The organism is Gloeotrichia echinulata CP02, from assembly GCA_038087035.1.
In the GTDB taxonomy this organism is placed as follows: domain Bacteria; phylum Cyanobacteriota; class Cyanobacteriia; order Cyanobacteriales; family Nostocaceae; genus Gloeotrichia; species Gloeotrichia echinulata.
In genome coordinates this window covers 1,090,568-1,106,981 of record CP051187.1, presented here as the reverse complement: position 1 = coordinate 1,106,981, position 16,414 = coordinate 1,090,568, and the positions used below count along the sequence as shown (strand labels likewise).

Below are 16,414 nucleotides of genomic sequence, written 5' to 3'. Positions count from 1 at the left end.
TCTTATGATTAATTTGGGAAAAAACTATCGTCAATTAATTCTTGCCAACTATACAAACAAGTAACAGGAAATAAACTATCTGGTAAGTCAGTTTCTTTAATTGCTCCTTTGCGACCGTACTTATAACCTTTTTCGATAATTTCCTCAATTTTTCCTTGTAGTCCAGGATTATCTTCTAATAAACGTTCAATTTGAATACGCTGCTTATCAATAGAATGTCGCCAGCTTGAGCAGCGATTATTTTCTTGAAATTGCCATTTTAAGAGATGTAGTGTCAACTGTTCAATAGCAGATATTAAAGCCCTATATTCACTACGCCCCAAGTCTTCAACCTCTTCTATCAGATTATCCCAGTCAACTTGCTCAAATTTCTTTTCTCTTAATAGTTGAGCTTGCTGTAGAGACCAGGTGTAAAAGTCTCGTTCATAAAGTTGTTTTTGTGTCATAGCCACTCCTTAATTAATCTCTGGGAGATTTGGCTTCACCATTTTAGATCTGACTTACTTAATTATCATAAATCAAACTCAGGGCTTTACCTTTAATTTCGTCTTCATCAATTATTTGTTTAAGTTCATTATCTGTATATATACCTTCAAAAGCTTCTAAAGCTGCTTTTTTTATAGCAGTATCAAAAGCATCAGTTAAAATTTCTTTTAATTCCTCTTCGTTAGCATAAAAACCACCCGACTTCTTACGTCTATTCACTTTATTAATTTCTTTGGTACTATTATAAATAGAAAATTCCCAGGAACGAGTGCTACGTTTTTCTGCATCTTGTTTAATTAAATGTAGGAGCAAAATTACTGCATAGCTATAAATCTTATTTAATTTATCTTCCCTTGACATTTCTTCAAGTTCATTGACAATTTCTAGTGCTTGTTCATATTCCTGCTTCGCAATTAATTCACGTAATAGTAATAACTCTTCCATAACCAACCTATTTTTTGTTTAGGTGCATATTCTCATTTTAATCGATCTTTTTCGCAAAAATAAGTAAGTCAGCGCGAAAAAAACAAAACTATATTACGAAATGTAAATATGCCCCAAATGCTTACCAATGACAAATGACAAATGACAAATCACAAATCACAAATCACAAATCACAAATGACAAATCACAAATCACAACCCTAACTAGTAATGTTCAATAGCCGACCTACTAAGGATCATTAAAGTCTTCACTTATCCAAATCTCTCCTTGGTTCAAACCAAGCACCCGTTGCTGGCTAGGTTGGGATTGGGCGTGTTTATGGGCGAGAAATTCCACAAAATTTACCACCATCTGTTGTTGTTCTGGTGGTAGAGTTTGCAGTTGGGCAATTAATGTCTCAGTTATATTCAGTGTTTGGGAAGTCATGGCAACTCTCCAGATTAGCACCTTCTATATTTTAGAGCAATTCTCAAAGAGCATAATAGATTTTTTTATTCACGGAATGGGAGATGTTGAGGATCATTTCCACAAACTTTAAAAACACTCCCGAATTTGCTCTTCTGGCTGTTCTCGAAAGGTCATGAAATATGATGACACACTATATAGCGGTTATCGGTTGAGTCCAATACACTCGTAAGGGCACGGCAGTGCCGTGCCCCTACACGCGACGATATAATTTTGTATTGTATCCAACTGAGAACCGCTATAGGTATCAAACCAGTTATCCCAAGATTCATGCCCCAAATACTTAGGACTTACGCATTGACAAATTAGATAAATAATGCACTAAGAGAAATTAGGAAAAAACAGGCGGTAGGTGGACGCAGCCATCGCTACGAACTTGTGTTGGTAACGAAAGTAGTTGTCTTGGTAACGAAAGTAGTTGTCTTGGTAACGAAAGTAGTTGTCTTGGTAACGAAAGTAGTTGTCTTGGTAACGAAAGTAGTTGTCTTGGTAACGAAAGTAGTTGTCTTGGTAACGAAAGTACTTGTCTTGGTAACGAAAGTAGTTGTCTTGGTAACGAAAGTACTTGTCTTGGTAACGAAAGTAGTTGTCTTGGTAACGAAAGTACTTGTCTTGGTAACGAAAGTACTTGTTTTCTTAACCTAGGTACTTGTTTTCTTAACCTAGGCACTTGTTTTCTTAACCAATCGTTATGCACATAATAGCTAATTTGTACAGTGCGTAAGTCCTAATGCTAGGGCGTGTTTTCAAAGTCTTATACAATACCACTAAAACGCTGACACATGTAGATTTCGCGTAGGGGCACGGCATTGCCGTGCCCCTACAGCTGGTATCATATCGTGTGGATTTAGGGGTATCTAAAAATTCATCCGGCTAAACAAATAGTTTGAAATCGCGGGACTAGTCCTAATGCTTACCAATGACAAATGTCATTATTATCGCCTTTGGCAAGCGCACGTTATCGCAATACCTGTTTATATAGTTCTATATAACGTTTTGCTTGTAGTTCTAAAGAATATTCTTTGATGGCAATTTTTCGACAGTTGTCGCTCATATTTTTTCTTAACTCGGTGTCTTCGAGTAATTGGACAATACCATTACTGAAATCTTGTATATCTTCTGGTTGAGCTAGATAACCAGTTATTCCTGGTCGCACTAAATCAGCTACACCACCAATTTTAAAGGAAATCATTGGAGTAGCACAAGCCATACTCTCTTGCAGTACTAAGGGTAAATTATCAGCACGAGTGGGAAAAATAAATAAGTCAGCCGCAGAATAGGCTATTGACTTGAGGCGATCGCTGCTCACATAACCCAGGTTTAAAGTTGGTATTCCGACTAAATCGGTAGTTTTTTCGCTTCCATTACCCAAAGTTAGTAATAATATTTCTGATTTTAACGCTTCAGGCAAGTTTTGTAGCGCTTTTACCAGTAAGTCTGCACCTTTACGCGAATCCTTAAGGCTTTCAGCACCAAACATGAGAACTTTTTTGTTTGGTGCAATACCTAAAATATCTCTACATTTTTCTGCATCTATGGGTTGATAAGCCTCTGTATCAATACCATTTGGTATGTGATGAATAGGAAAGCGATTAAGCATACTTTTTTTTGCTTGCTCACTCAACCATTTGCTGGGAGTTACAATGGTAAGATGAGATTTACTGTAAACCCAGTCTTTCAGTTTCCATTCTAGGCGCGTATTATCACGCTTAATTTCTGGGTAGGTATCGGGATAGGGACATTTACCACAGCCAATTGTCCAGCGATCGCAGTCAAAACTATAAGCGCAATGTCCGGTAAAGCTCCACATATCATGGAGCGTAAATATAGCAGGTTTAGATTGCGTTAATTTAGGAATAACTAAATAGTTAAAGTAACCAGTATGAAGATTGTGAAAATTTAGTACATCTGCATCTTGATAAAATCTATGCTGAGAAATGTCAAAGCTGCTAATTTGGTCAACGTAGTTAAAACCAATGCGCCAAGTAACACGACGAACAAGATTATCAACACGAGTTCTAGAAGGAACAACCGCCACGCGATCGCTATCTGTTTTCACAATCCCAACTAGCAGTTTTGAGTCAATACCTTGGTTTAATAAACCTTGGTGAAGGCGGTAGCCTGCTATAGCTGCTCCACCTGCTATGTCGGATTGGTTGATTTGTAAAATTTTCATACAGATGGTTTAATAGCCTCTAAAAACATAGAATCAGGTTTGTAAACACTACCATCCGGTTCTGTATCGAGATTAAAGCAAGTCCAATTAGGAATATAACTTGTAGCCGCTGTTTGTTGAAGAATATTTTGAAACCCGCATTTTTTTAGAAGTAAGGATAATGAGTAACGATCATACATCCATTGATGAACTTCCCCACTTTGGCGAAACCGTCCAATTTGTAGTGCTTTGTACTCCTGACCAAGCACAAGTTTGAGTAATGTTTCTTGGCGATAGTTAGGATAACGGAGAAACCGATAAAACTTTTTTATAAATGGCACTCTTTGACTTTGTGAATAACTTTCTGATTTCAAGTGCTGGCGGTGTTGATGTCCAGATTCAATCAAATTTTTTCCTTCAACTCCCAGGCGCTGAATCACAAATTCTCCATTAGGAATATATTCACGAAAAAGGTAAGCAATCATTTCTCCGCCAGATTCATTTCTGACTGTTTGGTCATACATTTCTAGTAATATCCAATCATAGTTATTACCCCATTCCTGAGAGCCAGTAATTGCCTGCTCAAGGGATTCGAGATATATCTTGGCAATTTGCTCAAGATCTGGAACCACTACTCTCAAAATTCCTTGAGGACGTAAAACACGATAGCACTCTTGAATAAAAGGCTCTGCTTCTGCTTTGGGGAAATGTTCCAATACATGAGAGTGGTAGACTACATCAAATGATTCATCAGGAAAGGGGATTCCTTGTGTCAAATCATGGGGGATTACACCTTCCCCAGTTGATGTAAAGTTGAGGTTTGTCCAACTTGGGTCAAAGCGATTGCCGCAACCAAGGTTAAGATAATGCATATTTGTAGAAAAATATATACTTTCAAAGCGAAGGTAAAAAATAGAGTTTATTTTATTATGAAATTATCTTCTTCAATCTCCCTATGAATAATTTTATCTTCCATGCACTTGCTATGATTTTATTATTAAGTATCAATCTAATCCAAGGACTAGTTCTTTGCATTGAAGCCGCAAACCAAATGTTGTGGTGTATATGATACCCATTAAAAATTAAATTAATAGCATTAATAAATCGATATTTAGGAGCTATATCATACAAAATGTTATCGGTCTGATCTTCCGCAAAGATATAAGAACCAAACACCTCAGATTCATTTATATTGGGAAATTTTATGAATTCTTTCAAAACTTTTTCTGACGATCTGAGTAAGGTGTCTGTGTCAACATCGCTAGATTTTAAACATATGGTTAACTGATTTGCATAGGAGGAAATACTAGAATGCAATACTTGCAATCCCCACTGCAAAGCTTTCGTATTGTCTTGAGAACGAAGTATTGGAGTAAAAGCGCCATTCTGTTTTTCAAATCTGACTGTTCCGCCATGATCAGCAGCAACAAATAATTCTAACAATGCTCTGTGACACAAATTATCTCGTTCTGAAGGGGAATCAACATCAGAGAAATAAGCAAATAAATTATCTTTTGGAAATACCTTAAACCTTTTTGATAAACCAAAATAAAAACCGGATACTCCAGAGGCAGGATAAATACCAGATAAACTCAATAGTTTACTCAGAGAACGTTGTAATCTGCCATGCCAGCCAATATCTACAATCCCAAAAGGTATTGCATTTCCTAATCCTTCTTGCTGAAAATATCCAATGGCTTTTTCACGATATGTTGCAGCTATCTCTATGATTAATTGAGTAACTTCCTGTTTCTCAAAAATCTGTTTTAGCAATAACCTTTGCTGATTATCAAGGTTTTTATCCCAAAGTTCTTTAGAGAAACCCTCTTTGACTAAAGTATGTTCTATTTGTTCAGGATTTAAGTTAACACGTTCACAAACAGAATTTACTGATAAAAATTGAGTTGGATCAAATATCCAATCAAGTTCAGTTTCACCAATTTCGGTAATCGCTGGAAAATGCCATGCTTGACGAGAACCATACAAATATCGGCAGTCAATGGCGTAATTCCATTTTTCACAAATAACCTTAGCTATCTTCAGTAAAATTTGCCCATCCCTGGCAACGAAATATAGTCTCTGAATTCCCTTTGTTTGTGCTTCTGATAAGCACCAATGAACAAAACCAAACAGAACAGGAGCAATGACATTAGCTGCGGTATCCCAAATAACACGATTATGAAGATTAGTTCCCGGGTTTTGGAGACGACAGAGGCGACTTGTACCTGCTAAAAGAGAACGAAACTTCAACGGCAGGTCTTCAGAATTTGCTAAAATTTGCTCGTAGCGATTAAGCTGAGTTTCATTAAAGTGTTGAGCCTGAATGCCAAGCTTCCTGGGCATCTTTACATCTGAATAATTGTTATCACCCAGATGTACTAATTGAGAAGCTTTAACTCCTTCTTTAATTAAAGAAACTTCAAATAGTTTTCCTGACGCTTTATTAACATTGAAGTCTGAAGAAACATAGAGTATGTCTCCCTCTTGCCATATTTGATGATGTTTGAGAAAACGCCTAATCACCTCTGAAGATAGGTACATATCAGAAAGATAGATAACTCGCTGACCATCTTGGTGCAGATGTTGAATTTTCTGCTGAGTTTCTTTAACGGGGTAAAGACTAGTAAATTCTAATTCAACTTCAGCATTTATTGAATGTTCAATTTCAGTGCTTGTCCAGCCTAAATTCTGGGCAAGCACTTCATAAATTTGAATTAGAGTCACTTCACCGGAAACACTTCTGCTTTTTGCTTCTCTTTCCGCTGATTCTCTAAGATTTTTCCACTTTTCGGCAGATATATTTATCAGTTCAGCTTGCAAAAGTATAGAACCTAGTTCCAAAAATAAATCAGTTGGTTTTGCCCACTTGCGAACTAAGACTGTATCAAACACATCAAAGGAGTAAACATTATTTTTCATAATTACTTACTCCCTCTAGCTAATAAATTTAGAGAAAGGGGCACACTAATGCCCTGATCCCATCCAAGTTCAGCAATCATTTCTAGCCTACGGAAACCACGTATAAAGCGAAAAATTGTCCATTGTAAAATAGTCTTCCAAAACCAACTTCTAAAGATCGAACGACTAAAAAACCATCTGAAACTGGGTGGATGAAAAAACTCAGTTGCAACAACTTCAATGCTTTGAAAGCCTGCGTTGTATAAAAGAAAGTCTAAACTATGCTCTGTGAAACTAATATGGTGTGTCCAGTCAATATAACGCCAACGACTAGCTAAACCTGAATTTGCATTGGGAACTGTACAAACGAACTGACCATTTGGTTTTAATGCATTGAAAATAGCGTTTGTAAAACTGAGTTGTGCATTGTAAGGTACATGCTCAATGACATCAAAAGCGAAAATTAAATCATATGTATGCGAAAAATTTTTGAGATACTCAACCGAATCCTCAACATGAGTAACATTCAGGTTCTTGTTTAAGCAGGATTGAACTTGTCCTTTATCAATATCAATCCCTTCAACAAAAGGATAGTCTAAGTTTTGTAATGCAAGGAGTGCAAACCCCATACCACAACCAACTTCTAAAATGCGAATATTTTTATCTGGAGGCAGAAATTGAGAAAGCATCCCTTTAAAGTATTGTTTCATTGCCTGAATATGTTCAGGTGTGTCTGAATGCCATTTCTCGTAATAGCGAGTGTAGTCAATTTTGAGCGAGTCTGTTTTTAACATAATTAAGCAACTCTAGTCACAACTGGTTCAACAAGCCGAATCGCTCCCCATCCTGGAACCCAATGTGATCGAGTTCCGTCTATCCCTTCAGGGGGCATAACCTCAAAATGTAAAACATCAAGAACAATATCAAAATCAATATGCCCTTCTCGATGATTTCCTTTGCCTGTTGCTAAACCACAAGAATACATTCCTGGTGCTAATCGTAAATCTCTTAAAATTAAGCGATAAGTTGCAATTTCTCCTCGTTGTAAAGATTGCCCATTTTCACTGAAGAAACTACCTATAGGTGTGCCATCTACACGGAATAGAGTCATACTGAAGCGAAACCTATCAACTGCCTGGTTACCACGAACGGTTATTCTAAGATGAATCTCTTTATCAGCAGGAACTATCTTCGTAGGATAATTTTCAAGCTCTAATGTTAAAAATTCAACTTGGCGTGGTAGGTCAGGATAACGTCGAGGAGACATTTCTACATTGTAGACACTAGTAGAATAGTCAATTGAAGAACTCAAATATTTTTCAATAGTAGTAGTTGTATCTCCAATCATGAGCAGTTGCCCCTTTTGTAAGACTACCCCTTTGTTAGTTAGCTGCTGCACTGCTGTCATATTATGACTCACAAATAAAACTGTCCTTCCCTCCTTCCCCACATCCTCCATTTTCCCCAAACACTTCTTCTGAAACTGAGCATCCCCCACCGCCAACACCTCATCCACAATCAAAATCTCCGGCTCCAAATGCGCCGCTACCGCAAACGCCAACCGCACATACATCCCCGAAGAATACCGCTTCACTGGCGTATCTAAAAACTTCTCAATCTCCGCAAACGCTACAATCTCATCAAACTTGCGTTTAATCTCCTCCTTACTCATCCCCAAAATTGCACCATTGAGATAGATATTCTCCCTACCAGTTAACTCAGGATGAAACCCCGTACCCACCTCCAACAAACTAGCAACCCTTCCCTTAATTTTAATGCTGCCTTTTGTCGGTTCCGTAATCCGGCTTAAAATCTTTAATAGTGTTGATTTACCCGCACCATTGCGCCCAATAATTCCTACTCTGTCACCCTGTTTAATTTCAAAAGACACATCCTTCAGCGCCCAAAACTCCTCCGAGGAATTTTGGATTTGGGATTTGGGATTTTGGATGAAAGTACCAAGAGATTTAACTTTATTAGCAATTACATCCCGCAGAGCAGTATAACGTTCTTGTTGCTGATGCCCAATAATATATTTTTTACCGAGATTTTCAACTCGAATAACAGTGTCAGACATTGGCTTTTTGGTTATTAGTAGGTATATAGGACTATTATTTGATTTTTGAAATATACGTAGGCAAAATTAAGGTTTTTCTAACCTGCGGAGGCAGGTTTTGCTTGTGTAGCCGCGATTTCTAATCGCCAGGGCACTTCGGCGGTGATGGCGATCGCATTGCTGTTTTGCTCAAAAGAGCGATCGCCTGAAAAATCTGCTAATATTACATCGACGTAATATTTAACTGCATATTGGTGACTTTCCTCGATGCCCCATGCCCCATGCCCCATTCCCTAAAACTCCATCCGGTGCGAGTTTTTTATAATGAGTACCTTCAGGAGATTAGAGAGGAAGGATTGATATGACAGGACATCACAAATTTTCTCAGTTAACTCAAGATTTTTCTCCAGCGAGAAAAGCAAAAATAGCAGCGAAAAAAGCACAATTAAAAGAAGAGATGGCACTTGATGAATTGCGTGAACTAGAAATAGTGGCGCGTTTTGACGATGGTGAAGTAAAAATCAACAATTTTAGTGAGTTAAATCCCTAGGGTGTCTTTGGGTATAGCGCTTACCGCTCTAGTACTCTGTCAAGATAAAAATGATGGACTGTAGTGCGGGCATCTTGCCCGCGTGAGCGAGACGCTCACACTACCAAAAATCCCTCAAAACAAAATTGACAGACTACTAGTCAGGTATATCATACCCCCCTCCTCGCTTGCGCTTAGGGCGTTGGGGGTGGGGTTCTTGTACCTACGTTAAATCACATCTGCGAAAGTCCGTTCCATCTTGCGGAAATACCAAATCCCACTAATTAATAATAATAAGACTAATCCTAAAGACAGGAAGAACCCAGGGAGATATAATTTCGATTCACCGCCCAAAATTGCCCAGCGAAAACCATCAATTACCCCAACAATTGGGTTTAATGAGTAAAGAAATCGCCACTGTTCTGGAACAATATTGCTGCTAAATCCTACTGGCGAAATATATAGACCAAACTGCACAATAAACGGCACAATAAAACGGAAATCGCGATATTGCACATTTAAAGAAGCCAGCCATAAACCAGCGCCCGTTGCAGCAGCAAAGGCTATAACAATAAACAATGGCAATGTTAAAATTCGCCAAGTGGGAACAAAGTTATACCAAGCCATTAACCCTAACAAAATCATTCCCGAAATCAAAAAGTCTACAAAACTCACTACGACTGCACTGGTAGGTACAACTAAACGAGGAAAATAGACTTTAGAAATTAAATTGGCATTGCTAATTAAACTATTACTGCATTCGGAAAGTGAGTTAGCAAAAAACTGCCAAGGCAACATTGCCGAAAACACTAAAATTGGATAAGGCGCACCTTGGGAAGGCAACTTTGCTAACTGTCCAAACACAACTGTAAACACTACCATAGTCAGAAATGGCCGAATTAGCGCCCAAGCAATACCAATTGCCGTTTGCTTGTATCTAACTAAAATATCTCGCCATGCTAGGAAGTAAAATAACTCTCGATAACGCCATAAATCTTTCCAATATTGCTTTTCTGTCCGTCCAGCTTCAATTATCAACTCAGGCTGAGAAATAGTGTTTTTCATAATTAATTATTTAATTATTTAATTATTTAATTATTTAATTATTTATAGGACTTACGCATGGAGTAACTCTATAGCGATTCTCAGTTAAGTGAGGTACAAAATTGTATCACGCGGTTTAAGGGCACGGCAATGCCGTGCCCCTACGGGTGTACCTTACTAGGGCGAGAAACGCTATAAATCAAGGGTTTGGGTTGGGCATGGGGCATGGGGCACGAAAAATTAACCAATGCCCCATGCCCTATGCCCACAAGGCCTATCTCCACAAATAGCCTATGACAAATTGGCGATTTTTTTAATTGCAAGTAAGTAGGCAGAAATAAACCAAACTATGTTAATAAAAGTAAACAAGCCTGAAACTCTTACCAATGACCAATGACAAAGGACAAATGACGACCCTCGACCGTACGGTTTATTTGCGCCGACCTACTTATGTCAATTGATAAACTTAAAATCCTTAACACCGTTGAAACCAACCATCCGCGAATGTCTGAGAGTAAACTCACCTACTGAAGGATTGCCATTGGCAGCAATCACTCCTGTTGCTTGTTGCCACAGTTCTGCTGGTACAATTGACAACTCATAGGTAGATTCGCGCTTACAAACGTGATACCACTTTGTTTCCTGGCATTGTTCACACCAAAAAGCCTCCAACCACTCACCGACTAAAGGAACTGCGGTTTTAGCCGCCACCAATATCAGCGCATCCCGTCGCCCTATCCCTCGCTGTTGTAGCTGTCCTGGTCGTTCAGCAAACAAAGGATATTTTTGACTCACGCTATCGATATAGCACTTATGCTCCAAACAATAGATTGCTCTTCGCTTAGAACGTTTCCGATTTCGATCACACCTTCTCTGCATTTCGGCCTCCCGCATCAGTAGACACAACAAGGTTACGTTCGAGGGACTGAGATCAATATAGACCATCAAAGCCCAACTCCTCAAGTAGGTAAGATATTTAATTTCAGGAGAAAAATTCAGCGCAGCTTTTTTATGTATAAGCAATCAACCAGGCTGATTCTTATCCTCAATCGGTTTAGACTATTACTTCTTTGGTAGTAAATGCCTTTAGCACCTGAAATAGCAATTCTGTAAATGAATGCTAGACATTGTTGGTACTTGCGATTAAGCGCTACTACCAACCCTGCGAAATCTATCTATAAGTCAGATTTGAGATCCAGGCTATTAATTTGCATCTGCAAAAAAATCAATCTCTTGTGGGAGCGGCCTGTTATCCGCCCTGATAGTGCAAATTAAATACCTAACTACTAATTAATGCAGATTTAGTATTAGTACACACAAAGCACCTAATACCCTGAAGAAATAGCCTTATATAGCACCCTCAAATATTGTTTGGCTATGATTTCTGGCGTAAAATGTGACTGCAAATACTGACGAGATGCCCTGCCCAAATTTTCTGCTAATTGTCGATCGCTATTCAGCAGCCGAATATATTCTGCTAGAGCATAACCGTTTCCATTCTCAAAAGTCTCTCCACACTTGGCATCTACAATCAGTTGCCTTAAGTATGAATGCTGTGAACAAATCACTGCTACGGGTCTTCCAGCTGCTAAAGCTGGATAAAGTTTACTAGGAGCAACTAGACTTTCCATCCCAGCTTCTACACTTACTAGAGACAGATCGCCAGCTGTCAAAGAGTATGGCAGCACTTGTTTTTCTTGATACGGTAGAAAAATAAAATTGCTTAGTCCTAATTGATTGACCTCCTGGATAAAACCTTCGAGTTTGGGACCACCGCCAATACAAAGAAATTGAATTGGCTCATCTTTCAGCCATTTTGCGGCCTCCAGAATCGTATTCATGTCGTGACACCTGCCCATATTACCAGAATAGACGACTGTAAATTTGTTACCTAGTTTATATTTCTGAACAAACCAGTTATCTTTTTTGGCAATTGGTACAATTAATTCAGGATCACCCCAACTATGAATCACCGAAACCCGATCAGCAACCTCTGGACAGGTAGCCAGTATCTGTTGCTTCATCGCGGGACTGAGAACGACAATCCCCTTGGCTCGGCGCCAAATCTTTCTGTTGAGTGCATACCAAAATCTTGCTAGCCAATGATTCCTGGGGATAACGTCTAGGGCGATCGCAATATCTGGATAAATATCATAAATTAAGCAAACATAAGACACTCCAAAACACAGATGGGCCAGATATCCGATAATCGGTAAGAATGGCGGAGCTGAAGTCAGCAAAACTACATCTTGACGACGCCTATGTCTGAACAGATGGACAACAGCACGCAATGTAAACAAGACACCATTTATAGCTTTACCACGAACTCGCCCAGACCAAAGTTGAGCAGAGCGCGATCGCTGAACTCGGATTTGACCCAATTGTTCTACTGTTGGAGCGCTAGCAGTCCCATACGCATATCCAGGCTGACCTGTAAACACCTCAATGTCTACCCCTTGTAGCTCTAAGTGTCTGACCAGTTCTTCAATTAACTGTCCCGTAGCTGCGTAATCAGGGGGAAAGAACTCAGTTATCACCGATAATTTCAATTTCAGCAACCGACCATACAAACTCTCATGCTCTGGAGATTGACGCCAGGATATAAGAGGGAATTTCAGTGTGGAATAATTATCCACTTTGAGGTGGTTCTCATTGGTAATTTCTACCTTGTTATTGAGATGTAACTCTTGATCAGTTTTACTTAACTGCTTACTTGGAGATACTTTCAAGGTATATGTTGTTAGCCAGGATTTTTTCAACCATTCACTGAATGTCATTGGCTATATTGTCCTCTTGACAAATTTTCAGACACTCAGGTGAAATTGACTGCAATCATCGAGGGAAATTATTTTTCCTCGATGATAATTCCGCACTTCGTAGCGGGGTGTAGCCCATTACGAATTCCGAATTGTTGCGTCAATCGCCTTCGAGTGCAGCGACAGTTTATGTGTGAGGAAGCATCACTAAAAATTTCGGTGTGTTACTCTAACTAGCGGACATCAACTGCGGACACCGATGAAAAATAACTGTTTCACTCACCACTTATTCTGAGGCGTTAAACCATTTTTAAAGTCACCCAGACCCCTCTTAACTAGCGTCTCCCAGAGAAGTCCGCCTGGGCGGACTAATGAGAAATCAAAGTTTTGAACCCGCGCAGGTGGTCACTGAGCTTGTCGTTCGCGCAGCGTCTCGCAGAGAAGTGCGGGTTTTGTCTGTGTAGCCGCGATTTCTAATCGCTTTTTAAACACCCTCTAATTGTTATTAATTTAAACCCATAAGCATAAAATGTGTGTATAGCATAATGCAAATTATCAAATTTATAAAATTTGTAGAAAGAAAATCTGCTTTTATTACAGTGCTATCAACCAGGCTATAAAAGCTAAAAGTATTGCAAAAACAGTTCTAAACCTCTTTAATACAAGGTATATCAGAGCATTTAATCTCAGCAAAGTGAGCAATTATAGCTGAGTAATTATACTTTTTGGTATTCCAGTTAATATAATTATTTTAGCTAAAATAGTGCCTAAATATTTTTCTTGGAAAGGTTAATCTTTTGTTAGCTTGAGGAATATATTATTTTATTTATCTAAAAAATATTTATGATAATTCTTGTTAAGATAACGTTATTCATAAGCAGGTAAAGAAAGTATATTATTATTTCATCGCGGAAATAAAGCTGCCATGCAAAACAGCCAGAAAGCTTAAAAATAAAGGGTTTTCAATTTTGATATTTCACTTGTTCGGGGGCAATATTTTTAATTTCGCACAGTCCTATGCTATTTCTTGTTTTCAGAACTTTTGATTCGAGTCAGATTGAAATTGCAGCTTTTGTAACCTAGTATTCTTGCCCTAAAACCACTCACAGAGTAAACTAAATAAGTGACAACGATAGTTAGCCAAGCCAAAACACTTATTTTGGCACCGAATCGTATTAGCTTCTCTCTTACCGTATACCCCATTCCCTGTTCGCTATACCCTGTATTTTTTACAAGTTAACTGATGACACCCTGGGTGCTGAAAGCTCTTATACAAATATTGTCTAGCTTATTACCCAATACAAATCCATGAATGAAAATCATTCTACTAAAACCTCAAGCTACGAACGAAATGGAAATGGTGTCTCTCGTCCAGTCCCATCTCAACCTTTTTCATTCTTTGAAAAAGAAGCTAATGACTTGGATTTGCGCCAATTTCTGGGGATTATACAACGACGTTCGCTAGTAATTGTAGGCGTAGCCACTGTTGTTATGGGTATTGTTGCCTACTCTACCCTGAAACAAAAACCAGTATATGAAAGCAGTTTTCAACTTTTAGTTGAACCAGTAAACGATGATAAAACTTTAAGTAGACTAGGCGTAGATAATAACTTAGCTAAACCAAGTCTAGATTACCCAAGTCAAATTCAGGTACTCAAAAGTCCTGAATTAATGGGAAGTATTGTTAATCAATTACAACCTGCTTATTCAGGGATTAATTATGATAATTTGCTGAGATTTTTAACTATTCGGCGTCTAGGTGAAACTAAAATTATAGAAGTTAAATATCAAAGTAATGATCCAAAGAAGATTAAAGTAGTCCTAGACACAATTGCTAACTATTACTTAAACTACAGCTTAGAAAAGAAGCAAACTAAGTTACGTCAGGGTGTTCAGTTTGTGGAAAAACAACTACCATCCATCATAAATCGCGTGAATAAGTTGCAAAACGAGCTGCAACTCTTCCGCCAAAACAATAACTTTATTACCCCTGAAACCCAGATAGGGCAAATTACTGGTCAAATTAACGCCTTGATCACTCAAAGACTAACGGTTGATCAACAGTTAATTGCATCTCGTGCCACTTTCTCTAATTTAGAGGGTAAAGAGGGAGAACTAGCAGCACTGAATAATGCACCTTTGTATCAGCAGTTACTTGGTCAGATGCAACAATTAGAAGCCCAATTTGCTGTGGAATTAGCTCGCTTTCAAGGAGATAATCCAGTCATGCAAACATTGCAAGAAAAAAGGCAAAATCTGATGCCCTTGCTACAACAAGAGGCACAGCGAATCATGGGTGTAAAATCTGCAGAAGTGGCATCTCAAATTAAGATTTTAGAAGTACAAAGCCAAGAGCTTGTCAAAGTAGAAAACCAATTAAGGCAACAAATTAAGCAATTACCAGTTATCGCCAGAAAATACAACGAGCTTCAGCGCGATTTACAGTTTGCAACTGACAGTCTAAATCGGTTTTTAACTACGCGCGAAAATCTACAGATTGAGGTAGCTCAGACAGAACTAACTTGGCAATTAATACAAGCAGCGGTTCAACCTCAAGACCCTATATCTCCAGATATTCCCCGTGGTTTGATATTGGGATTAGTCGCTAGTTTAATCTCTGGAATCGGCGCAGCCTTACTCATGGAGAAAGCTGATAATACCTACCATACGGTCGAATCTATCAAGAATAAAATCAAATTACCGTTGTTAGGAATTCTCCCCTTTGATAAGAAGCTGCAAAATAGTCAATCCAATCAATACCGCAATTTGAACTCAAGACTTCCAAGCAGAGAAAGAGTATCAAATCGGATTTCTCCAGGTATTCCTGGGCTGTCTAATATTTTTAGGCGTCAATCGCCACGCAATCGCTACTACGGACAAGGACAATTTTGGGAATCTGTACAGGTACTTTATACGAATATTCAATTGCTCAATTCCGATCAACCCATTCGGTCATTAGTTATTAGTTCAGCTTTACCAGGAGACGGTAAAAGTACAGTTGCATTTCAACTAGCTCAGATAGCTACAGCAATGGGGAAACGAGTCCTACTTGTAGATGCTGATTTACGTCGGCCTCAAGTTCACCATGTATCGAACTTAAATAATCTGTGGGGACTGAGTAATTTAATTTCTACAAATATACCAGTGGAACAAGTGATTCAGCAATCACCTCAGATGGACGAATTATCTGTAATTACTTCTGGTCCAATACCACCTGACCCCGGTAGGTTACTTTCGTCCGAAAAGATGAAGCAACTGATGGCACATTTTCATCAAACCTTTGATTTAGTAATTTATGATGTTCCTCCACTCGTGGGACTAGTTGATGTGAGAGTTCTCGCACCCCACACTGATGGTGCCGTTCTAGTAATTAGGTTAGACAAAACAGACAAATTGGGACTGACACAAGCTCAAGATAGCCTAAAAATTTCTCCTATCAATGTTTTAGGTATCGTGATCAACGGGGATAAGACAAAATTCAGTGGTTATGACGACTACTATAGTACTGCTAACAAATCATTATCAACTACTTACGCATCAAGAAGGGACTAGGGATTGGGGACTAGTCCCGCGATTTCAAA

At 38.6% G+C, this 16,414-nt stretch carries 15 protein-coding genes; 3 read left to right on the top strand and 12 right to left on the bottom strand.

Going from position 1 to position 16,414, the window contains the following annotated elements:
- Positions 1–8 precede the first annotated feature (8 nt).
- The 3 genes from HEQ19_05005 to HEQ19_04995 form a co-directional block, all read right to left on the bottom strand.
- Entirely contained in the window at positions 9–446 is a 438-nt protein-coding gene (locus HEQ19_05005; protein WYL98969.1) for a DUF29 domain-containing protein, read from the bottom strand.
- 58 nt (positions 447–504) lie between these two features.
- On the bottom strand, positions 505–930 hold the full coding sequence (locus HEQ19_05000; protein ID WYL98968.1) for a DUF29 family protein: 426 nt from the start codon (positions 928–930) through the stop codon (positions 505–507).
- Positions 931–1,158: 228 nt separating this feature from the next.
- Entirely contained in the window at positions 1,159–1,356 is a 198-nt protein-coding gene (locus HEQ19_04995) for a DUF2281 domain-containing protein (GenBank protein WYL98967.1), read from the bottom strand.
- 417 nt (positions 1,357–1,773) lie between these two features.
- Here HEQ19_04995 and HEQ19_04990 point away from each other — a divergent pair, with 417 nt between their 5' ends.
- On the top strand, positions 1,774–2,040 hold the full coding sequence (locus HEQ19_04990; protein ID WYL98966.1) for a hypothetical protein: 267 nt from the start codon (positions 1,774–1,776) through the stop codon (positions 2,038–2,040).
- A 313-nt stretch (positions 2,041–2,353) separates the two neighbouring features.
- Here the strand turns inward: HEQ19_04990 and HEQ19_04985 are convergent, their stop codons facing one another.
- From HEQ19_04985 to HEQ19_04960, 6 genes are all read right to left on the bottom strand, one after another.
- Complete coding sequence (locus HEQ19_04985; GenBank protein WYL98965.1) at positions 2,354–3,571, bottom strand: glycosyltransferase family 4 protein; 1,218 nt, start codon at positions 3,569–3,571, stop codon at positions 2,354–2,356.
- Complete coding sequence (locus tag HEQ19_04980) at positions 3,568–4,422, bottom strand: methyltransferase domain-containing protein (protein WYL98964.1); 855 nt, start codon at positions 4,420–4,422, stop codon at positions 3,568–3,570. Before HEQ19_04980 ends, HEQ19_04985 begins: the two co-directional genes overlap by 4 nt.
- 55 nt (positions 4,423–4,477) lie before the next feature.
- On the bottom strand, positions 4,478–6,469 hold the full coding sequence (locus HEQ19_04975; protein ID WYL98963.1) for a hypothetical protein: 1,992 nt from the start codon (positions 6,467–6,469) through the stop codon (positions 4,478–4,480).
- A 2-nt stretch (positions 6,470–6,471) separates the two neighbouring features.
- Complete coding sequence (locus HEQ19_04970) at positions 6,472–7,242, bottom strand: class I SAM-dependent methyltransferase (GenBank protein WYL98962.1); 771 nt, start codon at positions 7,240–7,242, stop codon at positions 6,472–6,474.
- 2 nt (positions 7,243–7,244) lie between these two features.
- A complete protein-coding gene (locus tag HEQ19_04965) occupies positions 7,245–8,525 on the bottom strand; it encodes an ABC transporter ATP-binding protein (protein ID WYL98961.1) in 1,281 nt (426 codons plus the stop codon).
- A gap of 77 nt (positions 8,526–8,602) precedes the next feature.
- Complete coding sequence (locus tag HEQ19_04960; GenBank protein ID WYL98960.1) at positions 8,603–8,794, bottom strand: hypothetical protein; 192 nt, start codon at positions 8,792–8,794, stop codon at positions 8,603–8,605.
- Positions 8,795–8,865: 71 nt separating this feature from the next.
- Between HEQ19_04960 and HEQ19_04955 the strand changes: the two genes are divergently transcribed.
- On the top strand, positions 8,866–9,054 hold the full coding sequence (locus HEQ19_04955; protein WYL98959.1) for a hypothetical protein: 189 nt from the start codon (positions 8,866–8,868) through the stop codon (positions 9,052–9,054).
- A 207-nt stretch (positions 9,055–9,261) separates the two neighbouring features.
- Here the strand turns inward: HEQ19_04955 and HEQ19_04950 are convergent, their stop codons facing one another.
- The 3 genes from HEQ19_04950 to HEQ19_04940 all read right to left on the bottom strand — a co-directional run bounded on the left by HEQ19_04950 (position 9,262) and on the right by HEQ19_04940 (position 12,854).
- On the bottom strand, positions 9,262–10,098 hold the full coding sequence (locus tag HEQ19_04950; GenBank protein ID WYL98958.1) for an ABC transporter permease: 837 nt from the start codon (positions 10,096–10,098) through the stop codon (positions 9,262–9,264).
- A 432-nt stretch (positions 10,099–10,530) separates the two neighbouring features.
- A complete protein-coding gene (locus HEQ19_04945; GenBank protein WYL98957.1) occupies positions 10,531–10,956 on the bottom strand; it encodes a hypothetical protein in 426 nt (141 codons plus the stop codon).
- Positions 10,957–11,402: 446 nt separating this feature from the next.
- Positions 11,403–12,854, bottom strand: a complete 1,452-nt coding sequence (locus HEQ19_04940) for a glycosyltransferase family 4 protein (GenBank protein WYL98956.1) — start codon at positions 12,852–12,854, stop codon at positions 11,403–11,405.
- 1,287 nt (positions 12,855–14,141) lie between these two features.
- Between HEQ19_04940 and HEQ19_04935 the strand changes: the two genes are divergently transcribed.
- Positions 14,142–16,385, top strand: a complete 2,244-nt coding sequence (locus HEQ19_04935; GenBank protein WYL98955.1) for a polysaccharide biosynthesis tyrosine autokinase — start codon at positions 14,142–14,144, stop codon at positions 16,383–16,385.
- Positions 16,386–16,414 lie beyond the last annotated feature (29 nt).

Bases quoted from the DNA above. Each gene is read 5' to 3' on its own strand.
- HEQ19_04955 (WYL98959.1), top strand. From the start codon at position 8,866: ATGACAGGACATCACAAATTTTCTCAGTTAACTCAAGATTTTTCTCCA.
- HEQ19_04960 (WYL98960.1), bottom strand. From the start codon at position 8,794: ATGGGGCATGGGGCATGGGGCATCGAGGAAAGTCACCAATATGCAGTT.
- HEQ19_05005 (WYL98969.1), bottom strand. From the start codon at position 446: ATGACACAAAAACAACTTTATGAACGAGACTTTTACACCTGGTCTCTA.
- HEQ19_04985 (WYL98965.1), bottom strand. From the start codon at position 3,571: ATGAAAATTTTACAAATCAACCAATCCGACATAGCAGGTGGAGCAGCT.
- HEQ19_04970 (WYL98962.1), bottom strand. From the start codon at position 7,242: ATGTTAAAAACAGACTCGCTCAAAATTGACTACACTCGCTATTACGAG.
- HEQ19_04950 (WYL98958.1), bottom strand. From the start codon at position 10,098: ATGAAAAACACTATTTCTCAGCCTGAGTTGATAATTGAAGCTGGACGG.
- HEQ19_04995 (WYL98967.1), bottom strand. From the start codon at position 1,356: ATGACTTCCCAAACACTGAATATAACTGAGACATTAATTGCCCAACTG.
- HEQ19_04975 (WYL98963.1), bottom strand. From the start codon at position 6,469: ATGAAAAATAATGTTTACTCCTTTGATGTGTTTGATACAGTCTTAGTT.
- HEQ19_04980 (WYL98964.1), bottom strand. From the start codon at position 4,422: ATGCATTATCTTAACCTTGGTTGCGGCAATCGCTTTGACCCAAGTTGG.
- HEQ19_04965 (WYL98961.1), bottom strand. From the start codon at position 8,525: ATGTCTGACACTGTTATTCGAGTTGAAAATCTCGGTAAAAAATATATT.
- HEQ19_04945 (WYL98957.1), bottom strand. From the start codon at position 10,956: ATGCAGAGAAGGTGTGATCGAAATCGGAAACGTTCTAAGCGAAGAGCA.
- HEQ19_05000 (WYL98968.1), bottom strand. From the start codon at position 930: ATGGAAGAGTTATTACTATTACGTGAATTAATTGCGAAGCAGGAATAT.
- HEQ19_04940 (WYL98956.1), bottom strand. From the start codon at position 12,854: ATGACATTCAGTGAATGGTTGAAAAAATCCTGGCTAACAACATATACC.
- HEQ19_04935 (WYL98955.1), top strand. From the start codon at position 14,142: ATGAATGAAAATCATTCTACTAAAACCTCAAGCTACGAACGAAATGGA.